The 26620-nt window shown below is 38.1% G+C and carries 20 protein-coding genes; 15 read left to right on the top strand and 5 right to left on the bottom strand.

The genetic code is table 11. The annotated features are described in order from the left end of the window. Positions 1-2: 2 nt before the first annotated feature. The 4 genes from KO513_RS18935 to KO513_RS18945 form a co-directional block, all read right to left on the bottom strand. On the bottom strand, positions 3-1931 hold the full coding sequence (locus KO513_RS18935; protein WP_252735961.1) for a DUF1549 and DUF1553 domain-containing protein: 1929 nt from the start codon (positions 1929-1931) through the stop codon (positions 3-5). 9 nt (positions 1932-1940) lie between these two features. Further along, on the bottom strand, positions 1941-2306 hold the full coding sequence (locus KO513_RS19680) for a c-type cytochrome domain-containing protein (RefSeq protein WP_252735963.1): 366 nt from the start codon (positions 2304-2306) through the stop codon (positions 1941-1943). 3 nt (positions 2307-2309) lie between these two features. Further along, positions 2310-3365, bottom strand: a complete 1056-nt coding sequence (locus tag KO513_RS18940; protein ID WP_215914731.1) for a 6-bladed beta-propeller — start codon at positions 3363-3365, stop codon at positions 2310-2312. Between the two features lie 117 nt (positions 3366-3482). Next, entirely contained in the window at positions 3483-7397 is a 3915-nt protein-coding gene (locus tag KO513_RS18945; RefSeq protein WP_215914732.1) for a hybrid sensor histidine kinase/response regulator transcription factor, read from the bottom strand. Positions 7398-7659: 262 nt separating this feature from the next. Between KO513_RS18945 and KO513_RS18950 the strand changes: the two genes are divergently transcribed. Further along, positions 7660-9318 (top strand): sulfatase, encoded by a 1659-nt coding sequence (locus KO513_RS18950; protein WP_215914733.1) that lies wholly within the window; start codon positions 7660-7662, stop codon positions 9316-9318. Positions 9319-9380: 62 nt separating this feature from the next. Here KO513_RS18950 and KO513_RS18955 read toward each other — a convergent pair whose 3' ends face one another. Beyond that, positions 9381-9926, bottom strand: a complete 546-nt coding sequence (locus tag KO513_RS18955) for a DUF4442 domain-containing protein (protein ID WP_215914734.1) — start codon at positions 9924-9926, stop codon at positions 9381-9383. A gap of 356 nt (positions 9927-10282) precedes the next feature. On the opposite strand from KO513_RS18955, the gene KO513_RS19685 reads away from it, so the two are divergent. From KO513_RS19685 to KO513_RS19020, 14 genes are all read left to right on the top strand, one after another. Beyond that, positions 10283-10468 carry a hypothetical protein gene (locus tag KO513_RS19685; protein ID WP_252735968.1) on the top strand — a complete coding sequence of 62 codons (186 nt, stop codon included), beginning with the start codon at positions 10283-10285 and terminating at the stop codon, positions 10466-10468. A gap of 38 nt (positions 10469-10506) precedes the next feature. Beyond that, on the top strand, positions 10507-10806 hold the full coding sequence (locus tag KO513_RS19690; protein WP_252735969.1) for a DMP19 family protein: 300 nt from the start codon (positions 10507-10509) through the stop codon (positions 10804-10806). A gap of 1049 nt (positions 10807-11855) precedes the next feature. Further along, positions 11856-12428 carry a hypothetical protein gene (locus KO513_RS18965; RefSeq protein ID WP_215914735.1) on the top strand — a complete coding sequence of 191 codons (573 nt, stop codon included), beginning with the start codon at positions 11856-11858 and terminating at the stop codon, positions 12426-12428. Between the two features lie 137 nt (positions 12429-12565). Beyond that, positions 12566-13075, top strand: coding sequence for a hypothetical protein (locus tag KO513_RS18970; protein WP_252735971.1), 510 nt, complete (start codon positions 12566-12568; stop codon positions 13073-13075). Between the two features lie 536 nt (positions 13076-13611). Beyond that, positions 13612-15090 carry a Fic family protein gene (locus KO513_RS18975; protein WP_215914736.1) on the top strand — a complete coding sequence of 493 codons (1479 nt, stop codon included), beginning with the start codon at positions 13612-13614 and terminating at the stop codon, positions 15088-15090. Between the two features lie 481 nt (positions 15091-15571). After that, positions 15572-16087: a hypothetical protein gene (locus tag KO513_RS18980; protein WP_215914737.1), complete on the top strand. Its 516-nt coding sequence runs from the start codon at positions 15572-15574 to the stop codon at positions 16085-16087. 267 nt (positions 16088-16354) lie between these two features. Beyond that, positions 16355-16912, top strand: a complete 558-nt coding sequence (locus KO513_RS18985) for a Crp/Fnr family transcriptional regulator (RefSeq protein WP_215914738.1) — start codon at positions 16355-16357, stop codon at positions 16910-16912. Between the two features lie 82 nt (positions 16913-16994). Next, positions 16995-17804 carry an SDR family oxidoreductase gene (locus KO513_RS18990; protein WP_215914739.1) on the top strand — a complete coding sequence of 270 codons (810 nt, stop codon included), beginning with the start codon at positions 16995-16997 and terminating at the stop codon, positions 17802-17804. Positions 17805-18340: 536 nt separating this feature from the next. Then, positions 18341-19180, top strand: a complete 840-nt coding sequence (locus KO513_RS18995) for a transglutaminase domain-containing protein (protein WP_215914740.1) — start codon at positions 18341-18343, stop codon at positions 19178-19180. Between the two features lie 483 nt (positions 19181-19663). Next, positions 19664-20230: a hypothetical protein gene (locus tag KO513_RS19000; RefSeq protein ID WP_215914741.1), complete on the top strand. Its 567-nt coding sequence runs from the start codon at positions 19664-19666 to the stop codon at positions 20228-20230. A 214-nt stretch (positions 20231-20444) separates the two neighbouring features. After that, complete coding sequence (locus KO513_RS19005) at positions 20445-22181, top strand: DUF262 domain-containing protein (protein WP_215914742.1); 1737 nt, start codon at positions 20445-20447, stop codon at positions 22179-22181. 263 nt (positions 22182-22444) lie between these two features. After that, the gene (locus tag KO513_RS19010) at positions 22445-23995 is read left to right on the top strand and encodes an IS1182 family transposase (RefSeq protein WP_252735972.1); all 1551 of its coding nucleotides are present in this window, start codon (positions 22445-22447) and stop codon (positions 23993-23995) included. Positions 23996-24074: 79 nt separating this feature from the next. After that, on the top strand, positions 24075-24635 hold the full coding sequence (locus tag KO513_RS19015) for a hypothetical protein (RefSeq protein WP_215914743.1): 561 nt from the start codon (positions 24075-24077) through the stop codon (positions 24633-24635). 447 nt (positions 24636-25082) lie between these two features. Further along, positions 25083-26591, top strand: a complete 1509-nt coding sequence (locus KO513_RS19020; protein WP_215914744.1) for a DUF5677 domain-containing protein — start codon at positions 25083-25085, stop codon at positions 26589-26591. The last annotated feature ends 29 nt before the right edge of the window (positions 26592-26620 follow it).

The raw sequence follows: 26620 nt of genomic DNA on the forward strand, positions 1-26620 counted from the left end.
CGTTAACCTTTTACTATGGTTTCTTCCAGGTTATAGATGGTGTGAACAATCTGCATTAGTGCGGCAACTTTCACCTCATCCCTACCCTTTAAAATTGGGTACTCCCCAACTTCAATAAATTCTTTTGCTTTCTGCGTATCGTTCGCAAATGCCTCTTCCTGATCTTGATAATACTCTACCAACATTTCCTTTTCCTTGGGCTTTATACTCCTACAGAGAATGCGCTCAAAGGCTTTCTCTATTTTTTCATCTACTGTACTTTTTTCCTGTATTAAACTTTCGGATAGTACTCTTGCCGCTTCAAGAATGGTAGGGTCGTTCAAGGCTATGAGTGCTTGGAGCGGAGTCATGGTTGACTGCCTCTTTACCTCGCATTGATCGCGTGTGGCCGCATCAAAAGTCAGTTGAACCGGTGGCAGGGTTGTCCGTTTTATAAAAATATAAATTCCCCTTCTATACAGGTCCTTCCCATGATCTTGCACATAATTGGCCAAAATACCACGTCCTGAACTGGCTGCTTCCCAAATACCATCAGGCTGGTATACTTTTACGCTACGGCCTCCTATTTCATCATTTAATAAACCGCTGGTTGCCAATGCATGGTCCCTAATGGTTTCTGCGCTAAACCGTAAGCGCGTCATGTGCGAAAGGTATCTGTTATCCGGGTCTATGCCCAGCTTTTTGTCGTCAACCACAGAAGACTGTCTGTAGGTAGATGACATGACTATTTGCTTCACCAAACGTTTCATATCCCAATCGTTCTCCATAAAATCTGCGGAAAGCCAATTTAATAAACCTATGTGCGTGGGCAGGTCTCCCTGCATACCAAAATCTCCAGAAGACCTAACGATACCTTCGCCAAAAATTTCTTGCCATACCCTATTCACAAAAACACGGCTCGTTAATGGATTCTTTTCATCAAAAAGCCATTTGGTAAGACCAAGCCTGTTACGATCATAAACCAGGGTATCAAATTTTAAAACCGACTCCGGTGTGCTGGGCTGGACAATTTCACCTTTATCATCATACACACCCCTATTTAGCAAATGCGTAGTTCTTATGTCCGGTTTCTCCTCTATAACCATAACCTCTACATCTTCCGGTTCCTTTTTGTTCACGAACGGAAGCTCCTTTTCTACAACCTCATCCGTAAGTGTAATTAATGGAGGCTCAGCCAATACTTCGCCCATTGGTTTTGGTCTATGCACCACCTTATCAAAAAAGGCAAAGGTGCTGAAGTAGTCTTTCTGCGAAATGGGATCGTACTTGTGATCATGACACTTGGCACACTCCAAGGTGAGTCCTAAAAAAGCTTTCCCAAAAGTATTGGTTCGATCGGTTACATTTTCTATCCTAAACTCCTCTTCAATAATACCGGCCTCTTGGTTTATTTTATGATTCCTGTTGAAGCCGGTTGCCAAAATGGTCTCTATGTTTTTAGTGGGCATCAGGTCTCCCGCCAACTGGTAGGTTACAAACTTTTTGTAGCTGTAATTTTCGTTAAAAGCATGGATTACCCAATCCCGCCATGGCCACATGGTACGTAACTGATCGTTCTGGAAACCGTGCGAATCTGCATAGCGCGCCACATCTAACCAATGACTGGCCATTTTCTCGCCATAATGAGGACTGGACAATAACTCATCTACTATTTTCCCATAAGCATCAGGAGCATTATCCGATATGAATTTTTTACGCATTTCCGGAGTGGGCGGCAAACCTGTAATATCCAAAGAAACCCTTTTTAACAGACGTTCCTTATCCGCAATTTCGTTGGGTTCAAGACCTACTTCACTCAGTTTATCCAAAACAAAATGGTCTATTTCATTATTCACCCAATCTGAATCCGTATTTGGAATTTTTGGTTTTTTCACCGGAATGAATGCCCAGTGAGGGTCATAGACCGCTCCCTGCTCTATCCACTTTTTCAACACCTTTATTTAGTAATCTGAAAGCTTTAAATTGGATTCCAACGGTGGCATAAGGTTGGAACTATCTTTGGTCGTAATCCGTTGATACACCATGGATTTTTCTATATTCCTAGGCACAATAACAAACTCGTTTTCCGAATCCTTTAATGCCTTATACGCCCCTTCGGGAGTATCTAGCCGCAGGTCTGCAGACCTTTTATTGGCATCGGGACCGTGGCAATTAAAACACTTGTCCGACAAGATAGGACGCACATCAAAATTATAGTCTACCCTATCCGGCACTTTTTTCTGCGGAATGGAAGCATATTGCCCTTGGTCCTTGCAAGAGACCAGAAGTACGCCCAAAATTAGGAGTTGTAAAACCTGTTTTTTCATGAACTATACCCTTTCTAATTTTATAGGATAGGTTTTATTGGCATTCCACTGACAGACATAAATGTTCTTATCATCATCAATACACACATCATGACAGTGATTGAACAACGGCACCTCTTGCACCATAAGCTGTAGTTCCCCTTTCTTATAGACAGGGGCAGTACCTCCGGGATTTGAGATTACTTTATTGTCTTTGTCCAGAATGGTAACAAAACCCGAATCCGGAGTTTGCTCCAAATATTTAAGTCTGGACCAACATACGCCCGAGTACAAATTCTCACCATCTATGACCGGCCTACAAACAAAAGCCCCGGGCAGAAAAATACTGGACAGATATTTACCGTCCAGGCTATAGCGTTTAAACGAATTGTGCTTTCTAGAGGTACACAATAAGGTGATATTGTTGGGATCTCTGTCATCTATCGTAACTCCGTGGGCCGTACTGAACAAATGGTCCTCAAGACCGTGCCCCCCAAATTTTCTGATAAACTCTCCATCTTTTGAGTATTGCAAAATGAAATCGGAGCCATACCCATCAGCAACATAGATGTCTCCGTTAGGACCAACAGCAGTTTCCGTAGGACGGTACTTTTGGTCCTTTTCATATACCCCTATCTCATGCGGATTTGGCAATTGCATAAGTACTTTGCCGTTTACCGTAGTTTTTAAGATAGCCCCATCATTATCGGTAATAAAAAGCATATCCTCTTCCCCTTCTTTGGACAGGGTTAAACCATGGGCGGATTTTAAATCATGGGTCCAGCTTTTTAATAGTTTTCCAGACTTGTCATAAACAATAACATTGTTCTTTATTTCATCCGTTACCATGATTAATCTGCCTTTGGAGTCCATTACCATTTCATGGCAATTTTTCACCGGAGTGGTTGCCGGATTTAGGTTGCCCCATTCTTTATGAACGCGATATTTAAAATTGCCATGACCAATAATTTGATCGGATAATTTTGGCCTGTTTATAATCCCAAAACTATAAGTGGGTATGGTTACAGCGGCACTTGCAAGAGCGGACTGTTTAATGAAGTTTCGTCTGGAGTTTTTCATTTGAGTATTTTTGGTGCAGTTATACAAAATGCTTCTCAAAAATACCTAACTCCCTCTTTTACAATGTAGACTTATTACTCAAATAGGTGTATTTTTTGTGTATTACATACACTTAACCTACTTCTTGGATACGTAATGAGATGGCGGGTGGCCAAACTCCTTTTTAAAAATTCTACTAAAATACCGGTTGTCATTGTACCCTACTTTAAACGCAATTTCCTTAATGCTTAGATTCCCTTCCTGAAGCATGGGCATGGCTTTGGATAATTTATAGGTGTTGATATATTCAATTATGGTTTTACCGGTCAAGGCCTGAATTTTTCGGTACAATTGTGAACGGCCAATAGCCAATTCATCGCATAGATAATCGATTGAAAAATCCGAGTTTTCCAGATGCGCATCAATGACTTCGTTCACCTTTATCAAATACTGATCTACGGACGAGCTAGGTTCTACGAACAACTCTTCTTTTTGATATTTTTTGATGAGTCTATGCCTACTTTTTAGACGGTTCTGGATTTTCATTTTAATCTCCGAAACATTAAAAGGCTTCTCAATATAATCTTCGGCACCCGTTTCCAGACCTTTCAATTTGTTTTCCAAGCCCGTTTTGGCAGTCAAGAACATCAACGGGATATGGGCCGTTAATTCATTTCCCTTTAATTGATTTGCCACTTGAATTCCGTCGAACAAAGGCATCATAATATCACTTATTACAATATCCGGAATATGCTCCAAGGCCAACTGAAAACCATCCTTGCCATTATCTGCCTGAAGAATTACATAATCGTCGGACAACTCTGTGGTCAGGTAATTTCTGATATCCTCATTATCCTCAATAAGTAACACTACGGTTTCCCCCGTTGTACTCTCTACCATGGGAACCGCTTTTTCTTCAACGGCGGTTTCATAATCTTTATAACCTATAGGCAAGGTGATGGTAAAATGCGAACCTACACCTTCTTCGCTCTTTAAGCCGATACTCCCCCTGTGCAATTTCACCAATTCCGAAATCAGCGAAAGACCAATACCACTACTGTACCCTTTATTGGGGTTCTCATCTAACTGATAAAACCGTTCAAAAACTTTTTTCTGGTACTTTGCCGGAATGCCCGAACCGTTGTCTATGACCTCTATACACAAGCTTCCGTTCTTTACTTTATCATCCGTATCAATTTCAAGATTTACGTACGAAGCCTTCAAGGTGATTTTTCCGTTTTTTGGTGTAAACTTAAACGCGTTGGAAACTAGGTTACTCACCATTTTTTCAATAATATCCTCATCAAAATAAAGGGTATAATCCGTTTCCGGGGCATCGCATATAAAATTTATATTCTTCTCCTTTGCCCAATATTCATAGGCCGTGTACATGTTGGAACAGACCAATAGTTCATCATGGGCCTTGATTCGCAATTGTTGGTTTCCTTCCAGTTTTCTAAAATCCAGAATCTGATTGACAAGCTCCAACAGACGGTTACTATTTCTGTGCATCATCTGCAATACCTTGGTATCCGGTTTGGTGCCTTTACGTATGTACTTGTCCAACGGAGAGGTAATGAGCGTTAAGGGTGTACGCAGCTCATGGGAGATATTGGTAAAAAACCGCAATTTCATCTGTGCCAACTCCTCAAATTGATACACGCGTTGCTTCTCTATCTCAAACTTGTTCCGGGTCCTTTCCCGTAGCAAGAAGTAGCGAAATGCCCAGACCCCTAATAAAATCACCAGAATTCCCGCTAGAATTTGAACCCACAGGCGCTCCCAAAACGGAGGGGTCACTTCAATGTGCAATCGTTTTAATTTATCCGTCCAGACGCCGTCTTCGTTTGTAGCTTTTAACAAAAAGGTATAGTTCCCGGAGGGCAAGTTGGTATAGGTTGCCCGTGTACCATTGGCCATGGTCCAGTCCTTATCAAAACCTTCCAGCATATACGCATATTGGCACCGTTGTGTATTTTCGTACTGAATGGCTTGAAATCCCAGTTCTATCTTTTGGTCCTTATAGGATAACTGTAGATGATCCTCTACCTCAATACTTTTTTTTATGTAATCGCTATCCGGTGTAACCAGTTCATTGTTAACCCACAGTTTAGAAATATAGACCGATGGTGTCTTGGTACTGGGCACTACCCTTTCCGGGTCAAAAGTCATAAAGCCCGAGTTGGTGGAAAATACCATATGCCCGTTATCCGTAACCGCGCTAGAAACATTGATTTTCTGTGAAATGAGTCCGTCCTGCTCATTTAAAATACGCACCACATTATTCTTCGCATCCAGTTTTATAAGTCCGTTTCTTGTACCCAGCCACAGGTTGCCCTTGCCGTCCTGTTCAATGCTGTTAATAATCCTATCTTTCAGGAGGGCATTATCATACTGAATAAAAAGATCTTTTTGCGCATCATAACTACAAAGCCCCGAGTTTGTTCCCACCCAAAGGGTACGGTCTGCATCTTCAAAAATTACATTTATAAAATTGTTGTTTACCGTTGCGGTATTGCCAATCTCATGCCTGTAGTGTACAAACTGATTTTTCTCCGGTAGATAGCGTTTTACCCCATCACCATTGGTCCCGATCCAAATTTGATTTTTATAATCCTCGAACAGTTCATTGGCACGGTGAAAGTACCCGATACCGTTAGGGTCATTGGGATCACAGTCAAAATAAACGGTGGCATCGGTTTTGGGGTCGTAGATACGCGCACCCAAAACCTCTCCTGTCCAAACCAGTCCGGCACTGGTCTCCAAAAGACCAAAAAGCTCGGCGGGTTTTCTACTGGTTTTGGACAGCGTTTCCCCTTCTTCGGTAAATTGATAGATGGAATTGGTATCTGCCACCCAAACGGTTTCCTTGTCATAGGAACTCATATACGTTCTATGGTAAAAGCCCTTTAGCGCTTTAACCTGTTCGTGAGTAGCTTTGTCATAGATGGTAATGGCACCCCTATCAAACACCCAGTAGTTACTATTTGTTTTTAGGATTTTACCACTAACCCCAGGTGCTATGAACGGCTCAAAAATGACCGCCGATTTTTTAATGTGGAAAAAATGACCCGTACCGTCCAAGGCCCAAGAATCTTCCTTGGCCGGGTTGTGAAATATTTGCCGTATATAGAAAGACCCATCCTTGAACCGCTCATTGAGCGCTATTAATTTCTGGGTTTTAAATTGGTCATCTATAATCGCTATTTCTCCCCCATGAGCTATCCAACAGTTACCTACGTCATCCGGCTGTATGGCACTCACCCAGTCCTGGGTTAAACTCAATCTGTGGAACCGGTTCTTTTTATCTACGGTAAACAGCTTACCGCTAGAAACGATTAAATCATTATAAAACCCCAAAACGGGATACGCATGGGAACCCTCCGCTATATTTTTTACCAAACGTGTAAATTTCCCCGTATTTGAATGGAACATATTTAGCCCGATCCAGGTACCTACAAAAAGGCGACCATCCGGGGTTTCCTGTATATCCAGAACGTTATTATGGCTAATACTCTTGGGGTCCTGTGCATTGTATTGAAACCTTTTAAAAGTTCCGGTCTCACGGTCCATGATATTTAACCCGCCACCATCCGTCCCGATGTAAAAAGTTTTGTCCGTCGTTTCATAAATTACCCTAACTTCATTAAAACTGAGGCTTTCTGGGTTATTTTCGTCATGTATAAACCGCTGAAACCGGTCATACTCCCTATCATATTTTAGTAGACCGCCACCATAGGTACCCACCCATAAAACACCCGCACTATCTTCAAACAAACAAAAAACATGATTGTCCGTGATACTGGTCTGCTCATGCTCATTTTTGCTATAATTCTTAAAATTACCCCCATCAAAACGCCATAAACCATTGGTAGAGGCTATCCAAAGAAACCCGTAACGATCTTCCAAAATATCCTGGGCCTCCGTTTCTATGGGCAGTTGAAAATGAGTAATTTCATAATTACCAACCTTACCTTGCCCGTAGACCGTTGTAGAAAAACCTAGAATACAGACCGTTATAAATTGAAATAAAAAACGAGAAACGCTATGCATGTTTTGAATATAAACCAATTCTCATGAAAGGTAAATTAATTTTAAAATTTATAAGTCCCTAATTAAAAATACACACCGCTTTCTGGTGTGAAAACCTACTAATTACGCCTGTTAGCCAAGAGGGTTAAAATAGTGCCGATCCTTGCTAAAATACGAAAACGCACACGCCCCATTTTAAGGTTACTTTGTAGACCGTTGTATGTGCCCTTCCGTGACTTTAAGAACTAGGCACTTTAAAATCGTTTTATAAAACACGTTAAAAATGAACATTCGTATCCTTGCTCTTGTCTGTATTGGGTTGTTATTCGGTTGCAAAAATTCTACTACTCCCGCACCAAAAGAAACACCAAAACAACCTAACATTCTGTTTCTTGCCATAGATGACCTTAGGCCGGAATTGGGCGTGTACGGTTCCGATATTGCCATTACCCCACATATAGATGCTCTTGCCCATGAAGGTCTTCGTTTTAATAATGCATATTGCCAACAGGCCATTTGCAGTCCTTCCAGAGCTAGTTTAATGACCGGTGCCCGGCCCGAAACCATTCAGGTAATTGAAAACTTTACGTATTTCAGGGATAAAAATCCGGATATACAAACCCTTCCCCAGCATTTTAAAGCCAATGGTTATGAGACCGTTTACACCGGAAAAATCTATCACGGTAAATATAACGACCCAGAACTTTCATGGAGCAGACAGCCCGTTGCCATTAACAAAAGCGATGTGAAATTCGGTTTTAAACTGCCCGAGAACATTAAAATGCAAAAAGAAAATAGCGTGGCCATGGTAGCCAAATACGGTGAGAATGCGCTTAGAAACGGACTTGGTAAAGGGCCTTCCTATGAATTTGCCGATTTTCCCGACAATGCCTACGAAGACGGTTTCAATACCGATCTGGCCATTGCCACTATGAAAGATATGTTGGAAAAAAATCCCGAAAAACCGTTCTTCTTGGGTATGGGCATGAAAAAACCCCATTTGGATTGGATAGCCCCAAAAAAATACTGGGATATGTACAATGAGGCGGAAATTAAACTTGCCGAGCAGGACAAAGCCCCCAAAGACGGTGCCACTATGGGACTGCATGCTTCGTTTGAATTAAGGGCCAGGGCCGGAATTCCAAAAAAAGGCGATATATCTCCCGAGCAGGCCATAAAATTAAAGCATGCCTATTTAGCTTGTGTGAGCTATGTAGATGCTCAAATTGGTAAAATGCTTGCCGCATTGGAAGATGCTGGAATTAAGGACAACACTATTGTTATTTTGTGGAGCGACCACGGTTGGCATTTAGGCGATATGGGTATTTGGGGGAAAGCCACCAATTATGAAATTGCAACACGGGTTCCGTTAATTATACGCACTCCGGATATGGCAAAAGAAACCAGAGGGAAATCTACCGATGCCCTTGTAGAGCTAGTGGATATGTATCCTACCCTTTGCGAACTTGCTGATATTTCAAAGCCCGAAACTTTAGAAGGTCAAAGCTTTGTTCCATTACTCTCCAATCCAGAACAAGAATGGAAAACAGCCGTTTTTTCGCAGTTTCCTACACCAGCACTGCGCGAGTGGGCGGCCAACCCTTTATCCAAAGGAATGCGCGAAACTTCTTTTGGACCGTTAATTGAAGAAGTTGAGGAGCGTATTAAAAAACAACAAGGCGAAAAATGGGACCGCGACCTATTTGAAAACCGACTCATGGGCTATTCTATGCGTACCCAAAAGTACCGGTTTATTGTTTGGAAAGATTATACGGATGCCGCTGCAGAGCCTATTTTTATAGAACTCTATGACCATGAAAAAGACCCGTCCGAAACCGTGAACATTGCAAAGGAGCAGCCTGAGCTTGTAAAAGAACTTATGGTGCAATTCAATAAAGGTTGGCAAGGAAACCAGGCCAAAGTAACAGAGAAAGGAGCTTAATGCTCCTTTTGCACACCGTGGTGCGAAGCAGAAAAAACCAAACGTAACTTAGGTAAAACAGCCTACTGTTTTCCTTCCCGTTTTTGAGCGGTAGCCAGTGCCCGTTTCTTCTTGTAATATTCCTTGTTCGCTACGTAGATTGTTTTCTTTACTTCACAGAAAACAGTATTACGATCGGCATTCATTAAACGGGTTGTCTTTACAATATCTATTTCTTCTTCCTGCCCTAGCCTTGCTTTAATTTCATTTATTTCTTCTTGGTCGTATTCAAAATCTGCGTAAACGTCCTCTTTTGCCGGTCTTTTAAAAGTTATCTCCGCAGATTTGTCCCACACCACAAAATCATTGCCCAAAATATGAATTAACTGCACCATAGGTATGGGGTCTACCGCCGAAAAAAGACTGCCCCCAAATATAGTATTTACGTAATTCCTGTTTTTATAGCTAATAGGGAGTTTTACCGTAACCTTTTTGAGGTCTTCTGAAACATGTTTTACCCTAGCGGTAGTTCTGCGGTACATTGGCGATAGGTTAAACCCATGTTTAAATAGGGTGTGCTTGCCCATAAACCGCGAACCAAAATCCGATACCTTACTATAAAATGACATATGCCTTCTGTTTTTTCATGTAATAAAACCACAAATTTAGTACTCTAAAAAGGGTTTAAGAAATATATACATGAGAAACGCGGTACAGTGAAAAATATAAAAAAAGGGGGGACCTAAGTTTTGTTAGCTGTTAAGATAAGTTCTGCGATAAGTAATTATTCTGCAAACACAAAGCCATTTTTAAGCGCTTGTAAAAGCATAATATATGTATACTATATTCTTATTTTTCTATAAACATCAACAGTACTTGGGATTTAAGTAAATTACAGCTTAAATAGACATAAACGTACTTTAGTTTGTTTATACTGTTGTTGTAGGTAAGCTAAAAAAAAGCAAAACTAATATCAAATAGAATTATGGAAGAAGACTCGTTTAGCGGACTTTCGTGGATGACTGAAGAAATGAAAAATGAAATACGAAAGCGAGACAAAATAGTACAACAGGAAGATATAGAAAGTCTATTCTCTTTAACTGACAATTCTGACTTTTCTATTGCATTACATGAAATACTCGTAAATAGAATAGACACGATAAAAAACTAAATTCATTAAATCCAATACAACTAAATTTATTTCTGTGCATGCACTTGGAAAATGCAGGTCAAGCGGATAGTATATTAAGTTTTTTACAAGAGTGGTTTCCTGAACAGAAAGAGCAAATAATAAAATCACTAAATGAAATAGGAGCAATTAAATCTGCCAAAATCATAGAACAGGCAATTGAATTACTTCCTGAAAATGACAGTTGGTTTTTTGAAAGTTCAAACAAAGGCTCTGAAAAGTTAATGGATAAACTTGATAGTGAATTTTCAGATTATCCCGATGGACCTATGCGAGATTTGTATCGTAAATATGCTGAAAAATATAGAAATGAACTTTGAAAAAAATGAAAGCCTACCTACAACACTAGTAACCGTTGCGCAAGCCGTTGATTCTCCACGGAATGGATTCATCTAAGCCTCTTTAAGGGGCTTTTTTTATGTCGGGTCAAAATGGAGGTGCCAAATTTAGATGCTTTATGTAAGTCCTGAACAAGTGTTGAAGCGCACTTTTTACCAAGGTTACCAAATCAGGCCGTCCCGCTCCACCTTTGGAACGTTACCGTTCGAACTTTAGGTACTTTTTCAGGTTATAGGCAATCGCCGAGAGGCAGCTCTGCGTATGGGGCACCCGGTGCAGATATGCTTTCTTGCCCGGTATTTCTACTTTCTGGTGACCGTGGTCCCTGAACCCCTTGGTGAACGTATCGTTTTCCTGGGAGACAGCGGTAGCAAACGAAAAGCATCTTGGATAAATAACTTACGAATCACCGGTAAATTCTTACACTTTAACGAGTAAAACCGTAGATAACCGCAATTGTAAATAAAACACTTGTTTATGTGCCTGCTATTTAACGATATTTAAAATGAGGTAGGAAAACTGCGTTGGGCAATGCCCGAAAAGTTAGGGATAACCTATTCTGTTTTCTAGGGATGAACGCTTTTTGTAAAACGTTAAAAAAAATTGCTATGCCGTTTAACCTGCGCTATTTGTCTAAAACAAGGAATAAGCCAAATAGGCTTTATGCCTTATTTGACGCTAAAAAAGTATTGAAAAACAACCAAATTAAGATGGATATGCGGCATATGGCGGATATCCAGTAGTTGTGGCGAATTGCCTTCGGCCGCGTCCCTACATCGAAAAAAGCAAGACGGGCAACACTCAGTTCGCATACCTTTTTTCGATTCCCGGTGCGCTCAATACGCCACAACGGCCCGGGAAGGGCAGCGCAAAAATATAGGGAGCGACGGCCGAGAACCGTAACGACCTCCCGAAGGAAAACGAAACACAACAAGGGATAAGCCCCACAAATGCGCAGCCCAGACCCTTAACGCGTATGCTGCGCATCCGCAGGGCCTAGTCCCGGGCCGTTACCTGCAAGCTGAAAAAAATGACCGAAGCTGAATTTAAAAATATAGGATTATACAAAGACCAGTATCTTTTTGAACACGAAAGGAGAAAATTTTATGATAGACTTATTCAATACCCGACAACTTTACTTGTAATTTTTATAGGTTCTGCTCTTTATTGTTTAAATAAGTATTATCCCAATGGAATTGATAAATTTTGCTTTGAAACAGACTGGTTTTTCATAATTGCTTTTGGACTTTTTTCATTGACCGTAATCATTACAATTTGGTTTTTAGGAATTATGTTTCACGGTTTTACTAGAAAGTATGAATACCTGCCGTTTACTGGAGAATTAGAGCAACACGAAAAGGAATTATATAAATATTATTATAAATACAGTAAGAAAAAGTCATTCAAGAAAAAGCGTGAGGACGCAAAAAATCTTACTTGCCAAAAATTTACTTTCAACTTAAAGAAATATTATATCGGTACAACTCAAACAAATCAAGTTATTAATGATAAGAGAGCCGACGCATATTATCTTACAAGAACTTTTCTATTTATTAATTTAGTTCTATTAATAGTACTAGGAATTATAGGATATTTAAAATAAAATTATGTCACAAAAACCACCGCCACCACCGCCGCCTCCGCCACCAAGAAAAGTTAAAGGCTCACCACCTTCAACAAACCCTAGACCAAATCCGCCAAAGCCACCAACACCATCACAGCGGAATTAAAGGAAAATAAATGATGGAGGTTATTGGCAGAGTCAATAGAAGAAAAATTTACTATGTTCAGGTTAGAAATAACTCTGAATGGAAATCTTCTTTGCCGAAAAATGATTGGGTCGCATTTACAATTGCGAATAAAGAAGATGAGGAATTAGTTCCGCCAGCTGTAAAAATATGTATGGATAAGAATGTATCTTATACTTGTAGTGCTGGAAATTTAGGACATATGACCGAACAATATTTTGATGAAGAAATATCTTGGAGAGGAGTTGACTATGAAATGCGAACCAAAAAGGAATTTGATTATGAACTTTCACCTGTAACCACAGCTCATAAAAATTTTGGAGAAGGATTTTGGTTTGCAACAACTTTAGCTCACGATGACAATTTTGAAATTGATAAAGTAGTTTGTGTTGACTTTACTGATAGAAAAGTAAAGAAACATCTAACTGAATTGATTGACAAAATAAATAATGGTTGGTTACCAAGCGATGACGAAATTGAACTTGCGGAATATGACAGCTGATAAAAAAGCCAGCAGGTAACAATGGCTATAGTTAATACGGGTTTTGGTGCTTAACCCAAAGTTTAGAACTTTTAACCAAGTCCGCCAAATCTTTTTGATTTGGCTTTATAAAGAAAAAGATAAAACAAAATAAAAAGTTTTGGCTAAGTGCTTAATCGAAAATTAATCGCTTTTTTAATCCCGTACTAACCATAGCCGAGACGTTGTGGCGAATTGCCTTCGGCCGCGTCCCTACATCGAAAAAAGCAAGACGGGCAACACTCCGACCCCATACCTTTTTTCGATTCCCGGTACGCTCAATACGCCACAACGGCCCGGGAAGGGCAGCGCAAAAATATAGGGAGCGACCTCCGAAAACCGTAGAGACCTCCCGAAGGAAAACGAAACACAACAAGGGATAAGCCCCACAAATGCGCAGCCCAGACCCTTTACGCGTATGCTGCGCATCCGCAGGGCCTAGTCCCGGGCCGTTGTAGGGCATTTGAGAAAAGCACTATATTTATATTGCTGAATTTGAAAATATAATAAAGAAATTAATGATTTATAAAATTCCAAACATATCCGCAAACCTTGACTTAAATGAAAGTTTAAAGAACATTGAAAAAATAATTGACAACTTAAATAAGCGAAGAGATAATGGATTAGATTCTGAACTTGAGAATAAGCTAAAAAAGCAATTATTGATTTCTTCTGTTTACAATTCAAATGCGATAGAAGGGAATAAATTATCATTAAGAGAAACAGAAATTATCCTTGATGGAATGGTCATAAATGAAAGACCATTAAAAGACGAGATTGAAGCTCGTTCTTTAGCCAATGCAACTGAATATCTTTATCGTTTAATTGATGGTAGAGAGCCTTTATCTAAAAGAACTCTTCTTGAATTGCATAGTCTAATAATGGAAAATGTACCTAATATACAAGGTGGTAGTTTCCGTAAAGAAGAAGTAACCATAAAAAACGCTGAACATAAACCGATTTATTGGGCAGATGTTGAGCCAGAGGTTGATGAGTTATTCAAATGGATGAATAGGAATATGCACAAATATGACCCAATCATAATGTGTTCTATTTTACATCATTGGCTTGCTTGGATTCATCCTTTTAGCGATGGAAATGGAAGAGTTTCAAGATTGTTTACTAACTTTTTCCTATTGCAAAAAGGCTATCCTGAAATTGTAATTAAAATATCAGATAGAGACAATTACTATAATTCATTAATTGATGCTGACAATGGTGATATTACGTGTTTAGTTGAATTGTTTTCAGACAAATTAAGACAAACAGTTAATATTTATGAGGAGTTTTTAAATGAATATGATAGACAAAAAACTTGGAAAGCAAGATATAAACAACTTGGTGATGATAGTTACGAAAAAGCAAAAGAAACTTATTCATATCAATATGAGGTTTGGAAAAGCCAATTAAATGTTTTTAAAGCTTTACTTTTTGAAAACATTAAAGAACTTGAAGAATTATTACCACAACTTACATTTTATAAGAAAGAATATGATATTCTTTCTTACAGTCAATATTTAGATATTATTGAAGATAGAAAAGTTTCTAACACTTGGTATATTGTAATTTCTATTTATAATAAAACGAATGAAAAAAGTATGGGTTTTGTCTTTTATTTTGAAAGGTTTAAATTCTCATCCAAAGTAAATTTTTCCAAAAGCAAACCTAAAAAAGAAGATAAACCTCAAATTAAACTTTTTGTAACCGCCAGAAAAGACCAAAGGTCATATAGAATGGAAAGAAGTGTAGAATTAGTTAATGTTGGAACTTGGGGTGACCAATTATCTTTTGGTGTTCATAATTTAAAATGGGACCCAAAAAAGAAAGGTGACAATAATAGAGCTTCAATTATTACCATACGGGAAAATCCAAGTAAAATAATTAGAACATTTTTAGACCAAATATTATATAGTTACTTTGATATCGGAAAAAAACGCCCTACAACACCGTATATAAAAAATAGCGGAAACCGTCCAAAACCGAGAAGAAAGCAATAAATTAAAGACAATAATAGACTGAAAAGTTTGTGCCTAAAACCCGCTACTTTTCATATACAAGACCGTTATGTGCAAGCTAAAAAAAAATATTGCTAAAAATTAATGAAGGTATTTTACATCATATTTTTCCTTATTCTCAATGTTCTGATTTTTGAAAAACTGACCAAGAAAATAAATATAGCAACAAAATTAAAAAATGGATTTGTTATACTTTTATTACTAATCGTTACTTTACATTTTTTAAACCCACTTGATTTTGCAATTGCTAATAAAGTATTTATAATTTTATTTGGATTCAGTTCGTCATTATTCATATTTCATTTTGGTAGTCGAATAGCAATAGCTTTTTCGACGAGTATCAATCACGGGAACGAGGATAAACTACTTTATAAATGGTACAACTTTTTAATATTTTACGTAATTTATATAATGATTTCCGTTTTCCAAATAGCAACAATCATAGAAAATTGGAGTTGATAATATGACTGAACAACCAATAATAAAACGAATAGGAAAACCAGCTGAAATCGATTTGAGAAAACCGAAAGCAATTGGTAGTACTGGATTTTATTTAAAGTCGTTTAAAACTAAAAATACTGGAACTGAATCTCTGAAACTGGAATCAAAATGTAACTTTGAAAAGCGAACTGGCGGTATTTTATTACGTTCAAACTATTCCAATAAACTCACTGTAATACCTATTCCGAATGAAAATATAATTGGAATTACATTAAAACGTGGAGAAGAAATTATTGACCCATTTTTCTTGTCGCCAATGTGGATTTTATTAAAACTCGGAGTTTCTAAATTATACGCTAGATATTTTAGATTTAGGCTTCACGAATATTCGATTGACCAAATGGAATTGAATATTGAAACATCTGAATATGATATGGATTTAATTGCAAATGGATATTTATTTGAACGACAATTAAGTTTTTTTGAGAGTTTGAATTACGGAAATAAATTAAAAACGGAAATAAAAGCCAGCACATAACAATATATAAAAAACATAGGGCATTTGTGGCTTAACCGAAAGTTTGGGCTTATTAACAAAGTCCACTAAATATAAAATTTGGCGTTTATAGTAGAAAAGATAAACGCAAAATATTTATATTTAGCTAGGTTATAAACCGAAACGATAGTGCTTATCACCTGCCCTACGTTTCTTATACTTAACGTTGGCAGCAAGGCGGAAACGACAGAAATACACTTTTTACCAAATGGTAAATGACACAAAACAAGGATATATTACTTTGCAACAATGAAAGAATTTATAGAGTACATCTTGCAATATGGTAATTTGAATAAACAGCAAATTGACTTGCTTACAAGCAAAGCAAAAGAAATTGAACTTAACAAAGACGACTATTTTGCAGAAGCGGGAAAAGTTTTGAAACAAGTCGGGTTTATTATTGAGGGTATTCTTCGTATTTGTTATTACAACAACAAAGGTGAAGAAATCACTAAAATTTTCATTGAAGAAAACCATCTTATTTTCAACTTAAATAATGCACCTTCAACGGAATATATACAGGCTGCAACAGATTGTAAGCTACTTGTATTTTCTAACAAAGATTGGAAAGAAATTTCTGAAACTATAATTGATTGGGAACATATTATTCAAAAGATTACGAATAAATCACTTGCGCAAAAATTGGAACGAGTAAGTCCGTTAGTTTCACAAGATGCAACGACACGTTATCTGGAATTTATGGAAAAATATCCAACACTTGTAAATCGCATTCCCTTATCATACATCGCTTCATATTTGGGAATCACACAACAGTCGTTGAGTAGAATAAGAAGAAATATTCGCTAAACTGATTTTACCATATGGTAAACAGGTTCATTTTTAATCTGTGCACTTTTGTATCATCAATTTATATTAAAAAATAAAGAAAATGGACAAAACAATTTTTATTACAGGTGCATCATCAGGATTAGGAAAAGCAACTGCCAAATTATTTGCGGCAAATGGTTGGACGGTAATTGCTACAATGCGTAATCCCGAAAAAGAAACAGAACTTACTGAGTTACTAAACATTCATCTTTTGAAGTTGGACATCAATAATGCTAAGCAAATTGCTCAAGTAGCTTCTGAAGCAGAAAAAATAAGTCCTGTAGATGTATTATTCAATAATGCAGCGTATGGACTTATGGGAGCTTTTGAGGGGACTAGCGATGAACAATTAACAAGACAGATCAACACTAATTTCTTAGGAACAATACTCGTTACAAAATCATTTCTTCCTTACTTCAGAGCAAGAAAAGGCGGAACGATTATTACTGTTACATCTTCAACCGCTAATATTCCTTATCCGTTTGTTGCAGTTTATGCAGCAACAAAATCAGCATTGGAAACGTGGACGGAAGGAATGAGCTATGAACTAAATGAGTTTGGAATCAATATCAAAACAATTGTTCCTGCTTATATGCAAACTAACTTTGGAAATAATGCACAAATGGTTTCTCATCAAAATTATCAGGAAGTTTTTAATCAATACATCACGGCAATGAAAGCAGATTCAAATGCAAAAAAAGATACACCTGAAACCATTGCCAATGTAGTTTTCCAAGCTGCGACAGACAACAAAAAGAAATTACACTACACAGCTGGCAATCTTTCAACAGTAGAATATGAATGGCTGAGAAAAGATGGAATAGAAAATGTAATTTCAACAATGAACAAGCGATTTTTTGAACACGAATAATGACGTAAAAAAACCCAGCTGCCAACAACGTGTATAAGCAATAGCGGTTTAGGTAATTACTTAAACCGTTTTTCATTTTAATAAAGTATATTGCTAATTGAAAGGCTGTCGCACATAATCCGCTACTGCTCATACACAAACACGTTGTGGCGAATTGCCTTCGGCCGCGTCCCTACATCGAAAAAAGCAAGACGGGCAACACTCCGTCCCCATACCTTTTTTCGATTCCCGGTACGCTCAATACGCCACAACGGCCCGGGAAGGGCAGCGCAAAAATATAGGGAGCGACCTCCGAGAACCGTAGAGACCTCCCGAAGGAAAACGAAACACAACAAGGGATAAGCCCCACGGATGCGCAGCCCAGACCCTTAACGCGTATGCTGCGCATCCGCAGGGCCTAGTCCCGGGCCGTTACCACCAATTTGAAAAAAATATTTCACATAACAATTATCTTCCTTTTTATAGGCATTTCGGCTTTTTCACAAAATGATTCTATCGAGTCATTAGTTAAAAAAGCAAGTTCTGTAAACTATAGCATGTCGGAGTTGACCGATTTTGCGAAACAAAATATCAATAAGAAAAAGGACTTAGCAAAGTTCTTCTACTATTGGGTTGGCTCAAATATTCAGTATGATGAGATTACATTACAAAATGTACTGAACGGAGAAATATCAAATGAAGAATTTAACAACCTTCAGTCAATTGAAAATGTATTTGAAACTAGAAAAGGTGTTTGTGCAGGATATGCTCAACTTTACAAATGGTTCATGGACCAAATGGGCATTGAAGTTTATGTAGTAACTGGATACATAAGGGACGAGCGTAATCACTATGTTGAGTTGGAATTAGATGATGATTCAAGACACGCTTGGAACGTGATTAAATTAGATGGCACATGGATTATATTAGATTCGACTTGGGGCACTTCGCAAGACTCTTCTGTTTCAAATTTCTATTTTGATATGAAACCAGAGCTAGCTATAATAACTCATTTTCCTGAGCAGGAAAAATGGCAATTATTGGAAAAACCATTGTCATTAAGTGAATTTAATAACTCAAAATTTATAAAACCCGTTTGGTTTCATGTTGGCTTCACCGACATTCCATCATTAAAGGAAGATTCACAATATTATTATTTTGTCTATCGTAGTAATCCAGACAAAGAATGGTCAACTCTTTGGATGTATAGTCTAGAAAATGGAAATTACACTATAATCCGAAATACAACTAGAATTGACCAAGATGGTTTTACGTACATAAGATTTGAAAAAACTCAAGTTCCTGAAAAAGCCTTTTATAAAATGCAATTAAATAGATTCAATACTGAGGAAAGTACATCTACATCTATTTTCAACGTATTCTATTTCAAAACGTAAAAAAAACTGGTGGTAACAAAGCCTAAACGTAATGCGGACTTTAGGGCAAAACCGAAAGGTCTGTGTATATTTATGAAGTCGCTAAATCTTATGGATTTAGCTTTGGACAAGAAAAAATAAAACTAAACAATAAGCTTTAGCTTCGTGCTAAGACGGAAACGAAAGGTTCCCTTATTTCCGCACTACGCTTAGCCCAACCGTTGTGGCGAATTGCCTTCGGCCGCGTCCCTACATCGAAAAAAGCAAGACGGGCAACACTCAGTTCCCATACCTTTTTTCGATTCCCGGTGCGCTCAATACGCCACAACGGCCCGGGAAGGGCAGCGCAAAAATATAGGGAGCGACCTCCGAGAACCGTAGAGACCTCCCGAAGGAAAACGAAACACAACAAGGGATAAGCCCCACAAATGCGCAGCCCAGACCCTTTACGCGTATGCTGCGCATCCGCAGGGCCTAGTCCCGGGCCGTTGTACAACATTTCGCATGAACATTAAAATAATCCTTTTATTAATCATATTGCCTATTCTCTCATTTGGACAAATTCCTAAGAGATATAACGATTTGCATAAGGGTTTGGAGAAAATTGATTGCAAAACAACTAAAACAAACTACAAAAATGGCAAACCTAAATATTGCGGAACTACAACTTATTATAAATACCAAAATAAGGAGTACGCTTTTTTGACTGGACAACATATAGGTTACTATAAAGATGGATGCAAAAATGTTTCTACTTACGATATTTATGGAAATGTATTAATGCATGAGTTTTATGACAAAAATGGGGTTTTAACTACCGTACATGAAACAATTCTTCTGGACAATAGTGCGAAAAATTTGAAGGAATTACTAGAAGACAAAGCAGAATCAACGTTTATTCAGGAATTAAGAGAATATAAAATTTCAAAAAATACCGGTAAAAGATATCTATTTAAGAAAGGGAGATATACAAATGGAAAAAAAAGTGGTGTATGGACTTATTACTTTCCTGACGGAAGTATAAAAAAGGAGATTGAAAAAAATAAAAACGTTGTACAACAAAACCTATAAACAATACGGGCTTCGGGCTTTAACGAAAGGTTTGCGCATTTTTACGAAGACCGCAAAATCTTATGGATTTTGCTCTGGACAGGAAAAAATAAATCAAAACAATAAGATTTCGCTATGTCGTGGCGGAAAGTAAACACTAATTTGCTCCCGTACTGTTCATAGCTAAACCGTTACAGAGCATTAGAAAAAAACCCGCAATCAAGAACTTTTAAATATGAAAATTTGGATTACTGACAGTCAAGATGAACAAAATCTAGAAGACCTACTAAGAGATTCTGACCAAATACATATTCCAATTTTTCAACGTGAGTATGTATGGAAACAAAAAGAATTTGATTTCTTGATTCACGACATCCAATTGATTCAAGAGTCAGTTGAGAATTCACAGTTTTTAGGAGCTATAGTTTCATATGAAAGACCTCGAGACAATAAAATTGTCGGAAGATTAAGGTCAATGGATATTGTTGATGGTCAACAAAGGCTCTTAACAATTTATGTTTTTATTTTAGCAATAGCTGAAAGAATACATTTCTATGACAAAGAATCAGCCTCAGAAATTATTCAAGAATTTCTTCTTTTACCACAACGAAGAGGATTAAGTGTAAATACTCGAATTATTCCCTCATTTAGAGATAGGAGTCAGTTTAGAGCCTTATGGGATAGAATTAATACACCCGAACATTTACAAGAAACACTAAAAGATAATCCACCCATTCCGCCATTACCTTCTGGAAATTCATCTGGTAGTTTAACTAAACAATATGCTAGAATCATTTCCTGGCTAAAAAAACATACACCTGCAGAACCTGAAAATGCTATTAATTACCTGCAAGAAACATTATCGGTTATTACCAGGAAACTGACTTTTGTTCATTTAAAATTAACTGATGCAGTTGTTGCGACGAAAATATTCGAAAGATTAAATTATAGAGGAGTTAAAGTTGGCGTAATAGATTTAGTTCGTAATGAAATTTTTTCACGAATAAGTCAGGACCCGGAAAAATCACTAAATATTTACGAAACAGAATGGGGACCATTTGAATCCAATTTCGAAAATAGAGAAGAAGGTTTCTTTTTTCCGTATACATTAATCCATAATTCCTCGATAAAAAAATCTGAATTATTTTCAGAATTAAGAAGTATATGGAAAGGTCTAGAGCCAATTGAAATTATTAATCATATGCGTCCATTTCAAGAAGCATATTTAGCAATTGTAACAGGTCATCCATCGTATAATTATAAAAAGCTTAATGACCAGATTATACAACTACATTCAATTCGTGTTCCATCGGCAACTTATCCATTTATTATGAATATTTTAAATGGAATTAAAAATGAAGGTTTAGACTTGAAAAAAGGACTTAAACTTCTTGAATTTTTAGAATCTTTCCTTGTAAGAAGAGCAATAGTAGGTTACGAACCGACAGGTCTGCACGCTGTTTTTAAAGGTGTTTGGAATGACATAAAATCAAATCCTACAGTAGAAGCTTTGAAAAATCAAATAGAAACACATTCTACAGTACAAAATCCAACCGATAAGGAAGTCATTGAAGCTATAAAATCAAGGTCACTATATAAAGCGAGAATAACTCAATATATCATTAGAGAATTTGACAAGTCAATTCAAGGAGATACGCCTAAGGAAGATTTTACTATAGAACATATTATGCCACAAACTTGGATTGATGGAGATAATTGGTCTAAACTAATTACTAAAGAAGAACACAAGGAATTAAAAGACACCTTAGCAAACCTAATACCTCTGTCTGGGGAGTTAAATAAAAATGTTCAAAGAGATTTATTTGACAAAAAACGACCTAGATATTCAAAAGAATCAATGTTTATTACAGCTAGAAATCTTGCAGAAGAATGGCAAGTATGGAATAAAGATAGTATTCTAGAAAGGGCTAATTTATTAGCTAAATGGACTATTAAACGGTGGAAAAAATAACGCTCTGTAACAATGTATATAAAAAATAGCGCGAGCAGTTGCTAACACAAAGGTTTGAGCATTTTTGGAAAGTCGCCAAATTTTTAAATTTGACGATTTCCAATAAAAAAGATAAATAGTAAAATTTAAAAATTCGGCTTGTGTTTAATCCGAAAAGTTATCGCCTATTTTCAGCGCTACTTTTCATATACGGAGCCGTCAGACTGTCTCAATACTTAAAGATAGCTTTACCTCGCAAGGTTCGATATTCCTTATCTTTAAGTATGGAGTATCAACAGAAACAATCCCGTACCCAGCTTACCCTCTACACCACTTGTTTGGACGATATGATCGGCGAGGAAAATTCAGCACGCACCATTGACCGTTTTGTGGACGGTCTGGACCTACAGGCCTTAGGGTTTGGGCCCATGGCATCGCAAGGGCGTCCGCCCTATGACCCCGCCGATCTCTTGAAGCTTTACATCTATGGGTATTTGAACCGGATACGTTCGTCTAGAAATTTAGAGTTGGAGTGTGCCCGCAACATCGAACTGATGTGGCTGCTCGGCAACCTAAAACCGGACCATAATACTATTGCCCGTTTTAGAAAGGACAATCCCAAGGCGATAAAACGGGTGTTCCGAGCCACGGTGTCCATAGCCAGGAACCACGAGCTGATCGGCGCAATCCTCATTGCCGGAGATTCCACCAAACTCAGGGCGCAGAACAGCAAAAAGAACAACTTTAACCTAAAGAAGGTCGCACGCCACCTGGAATACATCGATAAAAAGCTCGAAGAACACCAACAGGAGCTGGCCGAGGCGGACGGCGACCGAAAGGAGGATATCCGTAAACTGGCAGAAAACAGGGAACGACAACGGGAAAGATATCTCCGTATCCTAGAGGAACTACGGGCGGACACCTCCACGGAAAACCCACAGATATCCACAAGCGATCCCGATAGCCGCCACCAGATCGTCAGGGGCACCATAACGGAAGTCTGTTATACCGCACAGACAACGGTGGATGCCGACCATAAGCTCCTGATCGATTACAAGATCACCAACCAAAACGACAAAAAGGCCATGGGCGGTATGCTCAGAAGGGCAAAGGCCATTTTGGGCACCAATACCTTTACCGCATTATATGACAAAGGCTACCATACCGGAAGCGAGTTCAAGGTAGCGAGCGATCTTGGCATCGACACCCTGGTGGCCGTGCCCGGTATCGGCCGTGCCAGCCAGGCACCGGACCCGGCATATAATGCCGAACATTTCAACTACGACCCACAACGGGACAGCTATCGCTGCCCACAGCGCCATGAGCTTACCAGTAACGGAAACTGGTACAGGGCACGCAACTATCGGTTCAAACAATACAAAACGAAAGCGTGCAAAAATTGCCCGGTGCGCAACCGATGCACATCGGCAAAGCAAAATGGAAAGATATTGCAGCGCAGCGAATTCACGACGTTTATCGAACGTAACGCCCGTAGGGTAGAGGAGCGACCAGATGTTTACAAAAAACGGCAGGCCCTTGTCGAACATCCTTTCGGTACCATAAAAAGGCAATGGGGCTTTGACCACATCATCACCAAAAAGGGAATCCCTGCGGCCGGTGCAGACTTTGGGCTTATTGCATTGGCGTATAATTTAAAAAGACTTATCAAATTAGGTTGGAAGCCCGAAATCAGGGAAAATCACCGAACGAACATCTTAAAAACGTCCCTTCTAACCGTTAAAAGGCTGAAAGATGGGGTCTTGTCCCATATATCCGAATTTATGAAAATCCCCCCATCTTTCAGGCCCATATCTCGTATATCCCAAATTGTGTAAATTTATTCAAAATAAAAGGTGGTTTTGAGACAGACTGCCGTTGGCACCAATTTGAAAATCACGAATACCGAGAAAATTAATGGAGAAAAATAAATTATTAGATGACTTAATTTCACAAGGAGAAAAATTGACTAACACCATTAGTTATGTTCCACCTGGAAGTGGAGTCATCAGAACTTATTCTGTGTATAGAACGAGTGAAAAAGTCGAATATCAAAACTGGCAATCTTCATCTCAAAGATTTATTAAAACATATTTTCCAAGTGATTTAGAGGATTTCAAAGAAAACACAAAAAAGATAAGTCCAGACAATCATCAAAAAATGATGGGAATCTTACGAGCAATTAAATTAATGCCCGAAGAACCTGTAAAAGAAAACGAAAAAAGTTCTGGAAATACAAACATCACGATTAATAACACTCAACAGATAGTTCTAAATCTTTTTACAGAAGCAGTTAGAGACGAGATAACTGGAAAAGAATACAAAGAGCTGAAAGAGATTCTAAAAAACTATGAGCGTGAACCTGAAAAAACAACTTCCAAAATAAAAGAACGACTGAAAAAAATGGGTGGAGATGTTTTGACTAACATCATTACCAATATTTTGACTAATCCGAACATTTATGGCGGACTAATGTAAATGAATAAAAAACTGGTGCCAACAATGTATAACCGCAATTACGGCGGATTCGACTACGTCCGAATCCACTCGGAATTGCTAACACCAGTTCTTAACCGAAAATTAGTAACTTTAATCCCGTAACTGACGGTTATACGAGACCGTTGTGGCGAATTGCCTTCGGCCGCGTCCCTACATCGAAAAAAGCAAGACGGGCAACACTCCGTCCCCATACCTTTTTTCGATTCCCGGTACGCTCAATACGCCACAACGGCCCGGGAAGGGCAGCGCAAAAATATAGGGAGCGAAGGCCGAAATCCGTAACGACCTCCCGAAGGAAAACGAAACACAACAAGGGATAAGCCCCACGGATGCGCAGCCCAGACCCTTGACGCGTATGCTGCGCATCCGCAGGGCCTAGTCCCGGGCCGTTAGCGGTAATGCGGAAAAAAATCACTACGAAATAAAATGTCAGCAAAAAAGAAAAGAAGTCGAATCCGACAAACACGAACCGAATTTCAAAAGGCATTTGACCCTTATCCAGGAATGATTGTGCCATTTTCCTGGTCTGAAAGATTACCCGAATTTCTACACATTTCAATTGCACTTAATGAATTTGACTACGAGACTGTCAAAAAAGACTTTGCTGAAATTGCAGATTATGTAAATGACAAATTTGATTTAGAGCGAAAATTTCACTTTAACCTTACTCATACTGTAAAGCTGATAAAAGAAAACAATGAACTTCTAGATATAATTTTTAAAACATCATTTAAAAAAGGATTTGAACAAATATTAGGATTTTACTCTGAACTGTTTGACTTTAAAATTGAATATGAATTGAAACCAGACATAAAACCTATATTTCTAGGATATAAGGAAATTCTAGACGGTCGTTCAGATATTTCAATTTTATGTAAATACTTAATGGTTCAATACAAACACATCGGACAAGAAGACCCATTCCAAATTTTCAACTGGAATGGAATTGACGAAATATTGAACCCAATGAATGTGTCTAGAGTAATGTCATTATTTCCACCATCAATTGGACAGTCAGAATATTTAGATTTGGAATTATGTGAATCAATTTGGCTCTATAATTATGTGCGTTCACCATTAATGCCTAAACCAGACGATTCTAAAATGGAAGAAGACCACTATAAAGAAATGAACATCGAAAAATTGACTGATGAACTGAAACAATTGTATTCAGAATTCAAAGAACTGAATTTGCTTTCAATTTACCCGAAATTTATCGCTGAAGTAAATATGGGCTTCATTGCTCGAATCTGTAATTTGACATTCGATGTTGTAGATTTAGTTAAAACACACAAAGGCGAGATTGCCGAAATTGTTTTTAGAACAACATTAGAATCATTCATTGTTGGCAGTTGGCTTTATAAACGGAAAGATTTAGAACTTCACAAAAGATTTAGGGATTTTACAACTGGAAGGGATAAATTTTTCGGTCAAAAAATTGCGGAACAAGCAGTTGATGATAAAATGAAAAAAGAAGCCGAAAAAATGGTTGCAGATGCAATCAAAGAAGCTGGCGTTAGAGAAATAAGTGTTGCAACTGAACGTGGAGATATTTTTGATTTACGAATTGACCAAATGGCAGAAGAAGTTTGGGGAAAAGACAATCAATACTATTTTCTATACAAACGAACTTCTGGTGTTGTACACGGACAATGGCAAGTTATCGCAAAATATCATTTAGCAAAAAGCTTTAATCCAATGCACAATGGTTTGTATTGGTATAACGACAATAAAAATCATTTTGCAGGACTAATTCCCGCATTTTGTTGTTTACCTCTAGCCAGTAATTTTCTAATTCGTGCACTTGAAGATTTTGAAGAAGATGACGTTAAGGAACTGAAAGAAAAACTATTAGATATTGAGAGTAGAATTTGGGAACAGTATATGGTTTATTACAAAAAATATATACTGCCGAATGAAGAAAAAGCGGAATAAGCACTACCGCTAATCGAGTAGACGGCTCC

Origin of the sequence: Zobellia sp. B3R18 (genome assembly GCF_018860715.1) — a bacterium.
Lineage (GTDB): Bacteria > Bacteroidota > Bacteroidia > Flavobacteriales > Flavobacteriaceae > Zobellia > Zobellia russellii.

Bases quoted from the DNA above. Each gene is read 5' to 3' on its own strand.
- KO513_RS19015 (WP_215914743.1), top strand. From the start codon at position 24,075: ATGGAGAAAAATAAATTATTAGATGACTTAATTTCACAAGGAGAAAAA.
- KO513_RS18985 (WP_215914738.1), top strand. From the start codon at position 16,355: ATGAAAGAATTTATAGAGTACATCTTGCAATATGGTAATTTGAATAAA.
- KO513_RS19690 (WP_252735969.1), top strand. From the start codon at position 10,507: ATGCACTTGGAAAATGCAGGTCAAGCGGATAGTATATTAAGTTTTTTA.
- KO513_RS19000 (WP_215914741.1), top strand. From the start codon at position 19,664: ATGAACATTAAAATAATCCTTTTATTAATCATATTGCCTATTCTCTCA.
- KO513_RS18950 (WP_215914733.1), top strand. From the start codon at position 7,660: ATGAACATTCGTATCCTTGCTCTTGTCTGTATTGGGTTGTTATTCGGT.
- KO513_RS19005 (WP_215914742.1), top strand. From the start codon at position 20,445: ATGAAAATTTGGATTACTGACAGTCAAGATGAACAAAATCTAGAAGAC.
- KO513_RS18940 (WP_215914731.1), bottom strand. From the start codon at position 3,365: ATGAAAAACTCCAGACGAAACTTCATTAAACAGTCCGCTCTTGCAAGT.
- KO513_RS19020 (WP_215914744.1), top strand. From the start codon at position 25,083: ATGTCAGCAAAAAAGAAAAGAAGTCGAATCCGACAAACACGAACCGAA.
- KO513_RS18990 (WP_215914739.1), top strand. From the start codon at position 16,995: ATGGACAAAACAATTTTTATTACAGGTGCATCATCAGGATTAGGAAAA.
- KO513_RS18945 (WP_215914732.1), bottom strand. From the start codon at position 7,397: ATGCATAGCGTTTCTCGTTTTTTATTTCAATTTATAACGGTCTGTATT.
- KO513_RS18955 (WP_215914734.1), bottom strand. From the start codon at position 9,926: ATGTCATTTTATAGTAAGGTATCGGATTTTGGTTCGCGGTTTATGGGC.
- KO513_RS19685 (WP_252735968.1), top strand. From the start codon at position 10,283: ATGGAAGAAGACTCGTTTAGCGGACTTTCGTGGATGACTGAAGAAATG.
- KO513_RS19010 (WP_252735972.1), top strand. From the start codon at position 22,445: ATGGAGTATCAACAGAAACAATCCCGTACCCAGCTTACCCTCTACACC.
- KO513_RS18975 (WP_215914736.1), top strand. From the start codon at position 13,612: ATGATTTATAAAATTCCAAACATATCCGCAAACCTTGACTTAAATGAA.
- KO513_RS18980 (WP_215914737.1), top strand. From the start codon at position 15,572: ATGACTGAACAACCAATAATAAAACGAATAGGAAAACCAGCTGAAATC.
- KO513_RS19680 (WP_252735963.1), bottom strand. From the start codon at position 2,306: ATGAAAAAACAGGTTTTACAACTCCTAATTTTGGGCGTACTTCTGGTC.
- KO513_RS18995 (WP_215914740.1), top strand. From the start codon at position 18,341: ATGTCGGAGTTGACCGATTTTGCGAAACAAAATATCAATAAGAAAAAG.
- KO513_RS18970 (WP_252735971.1), top strand. From the start codon at position 12,566: ATGATGGAGGTTATTGGCAGAGTCAATAGAAGAAAAATTTACTATGTT.
- KO513_RS18965 (WP_215914735.1), top strand. From the start codon at position 11,856: ATGACCGAAGCTGAATTTAAAAATATAGGATTATACAAAGACCAGTAT.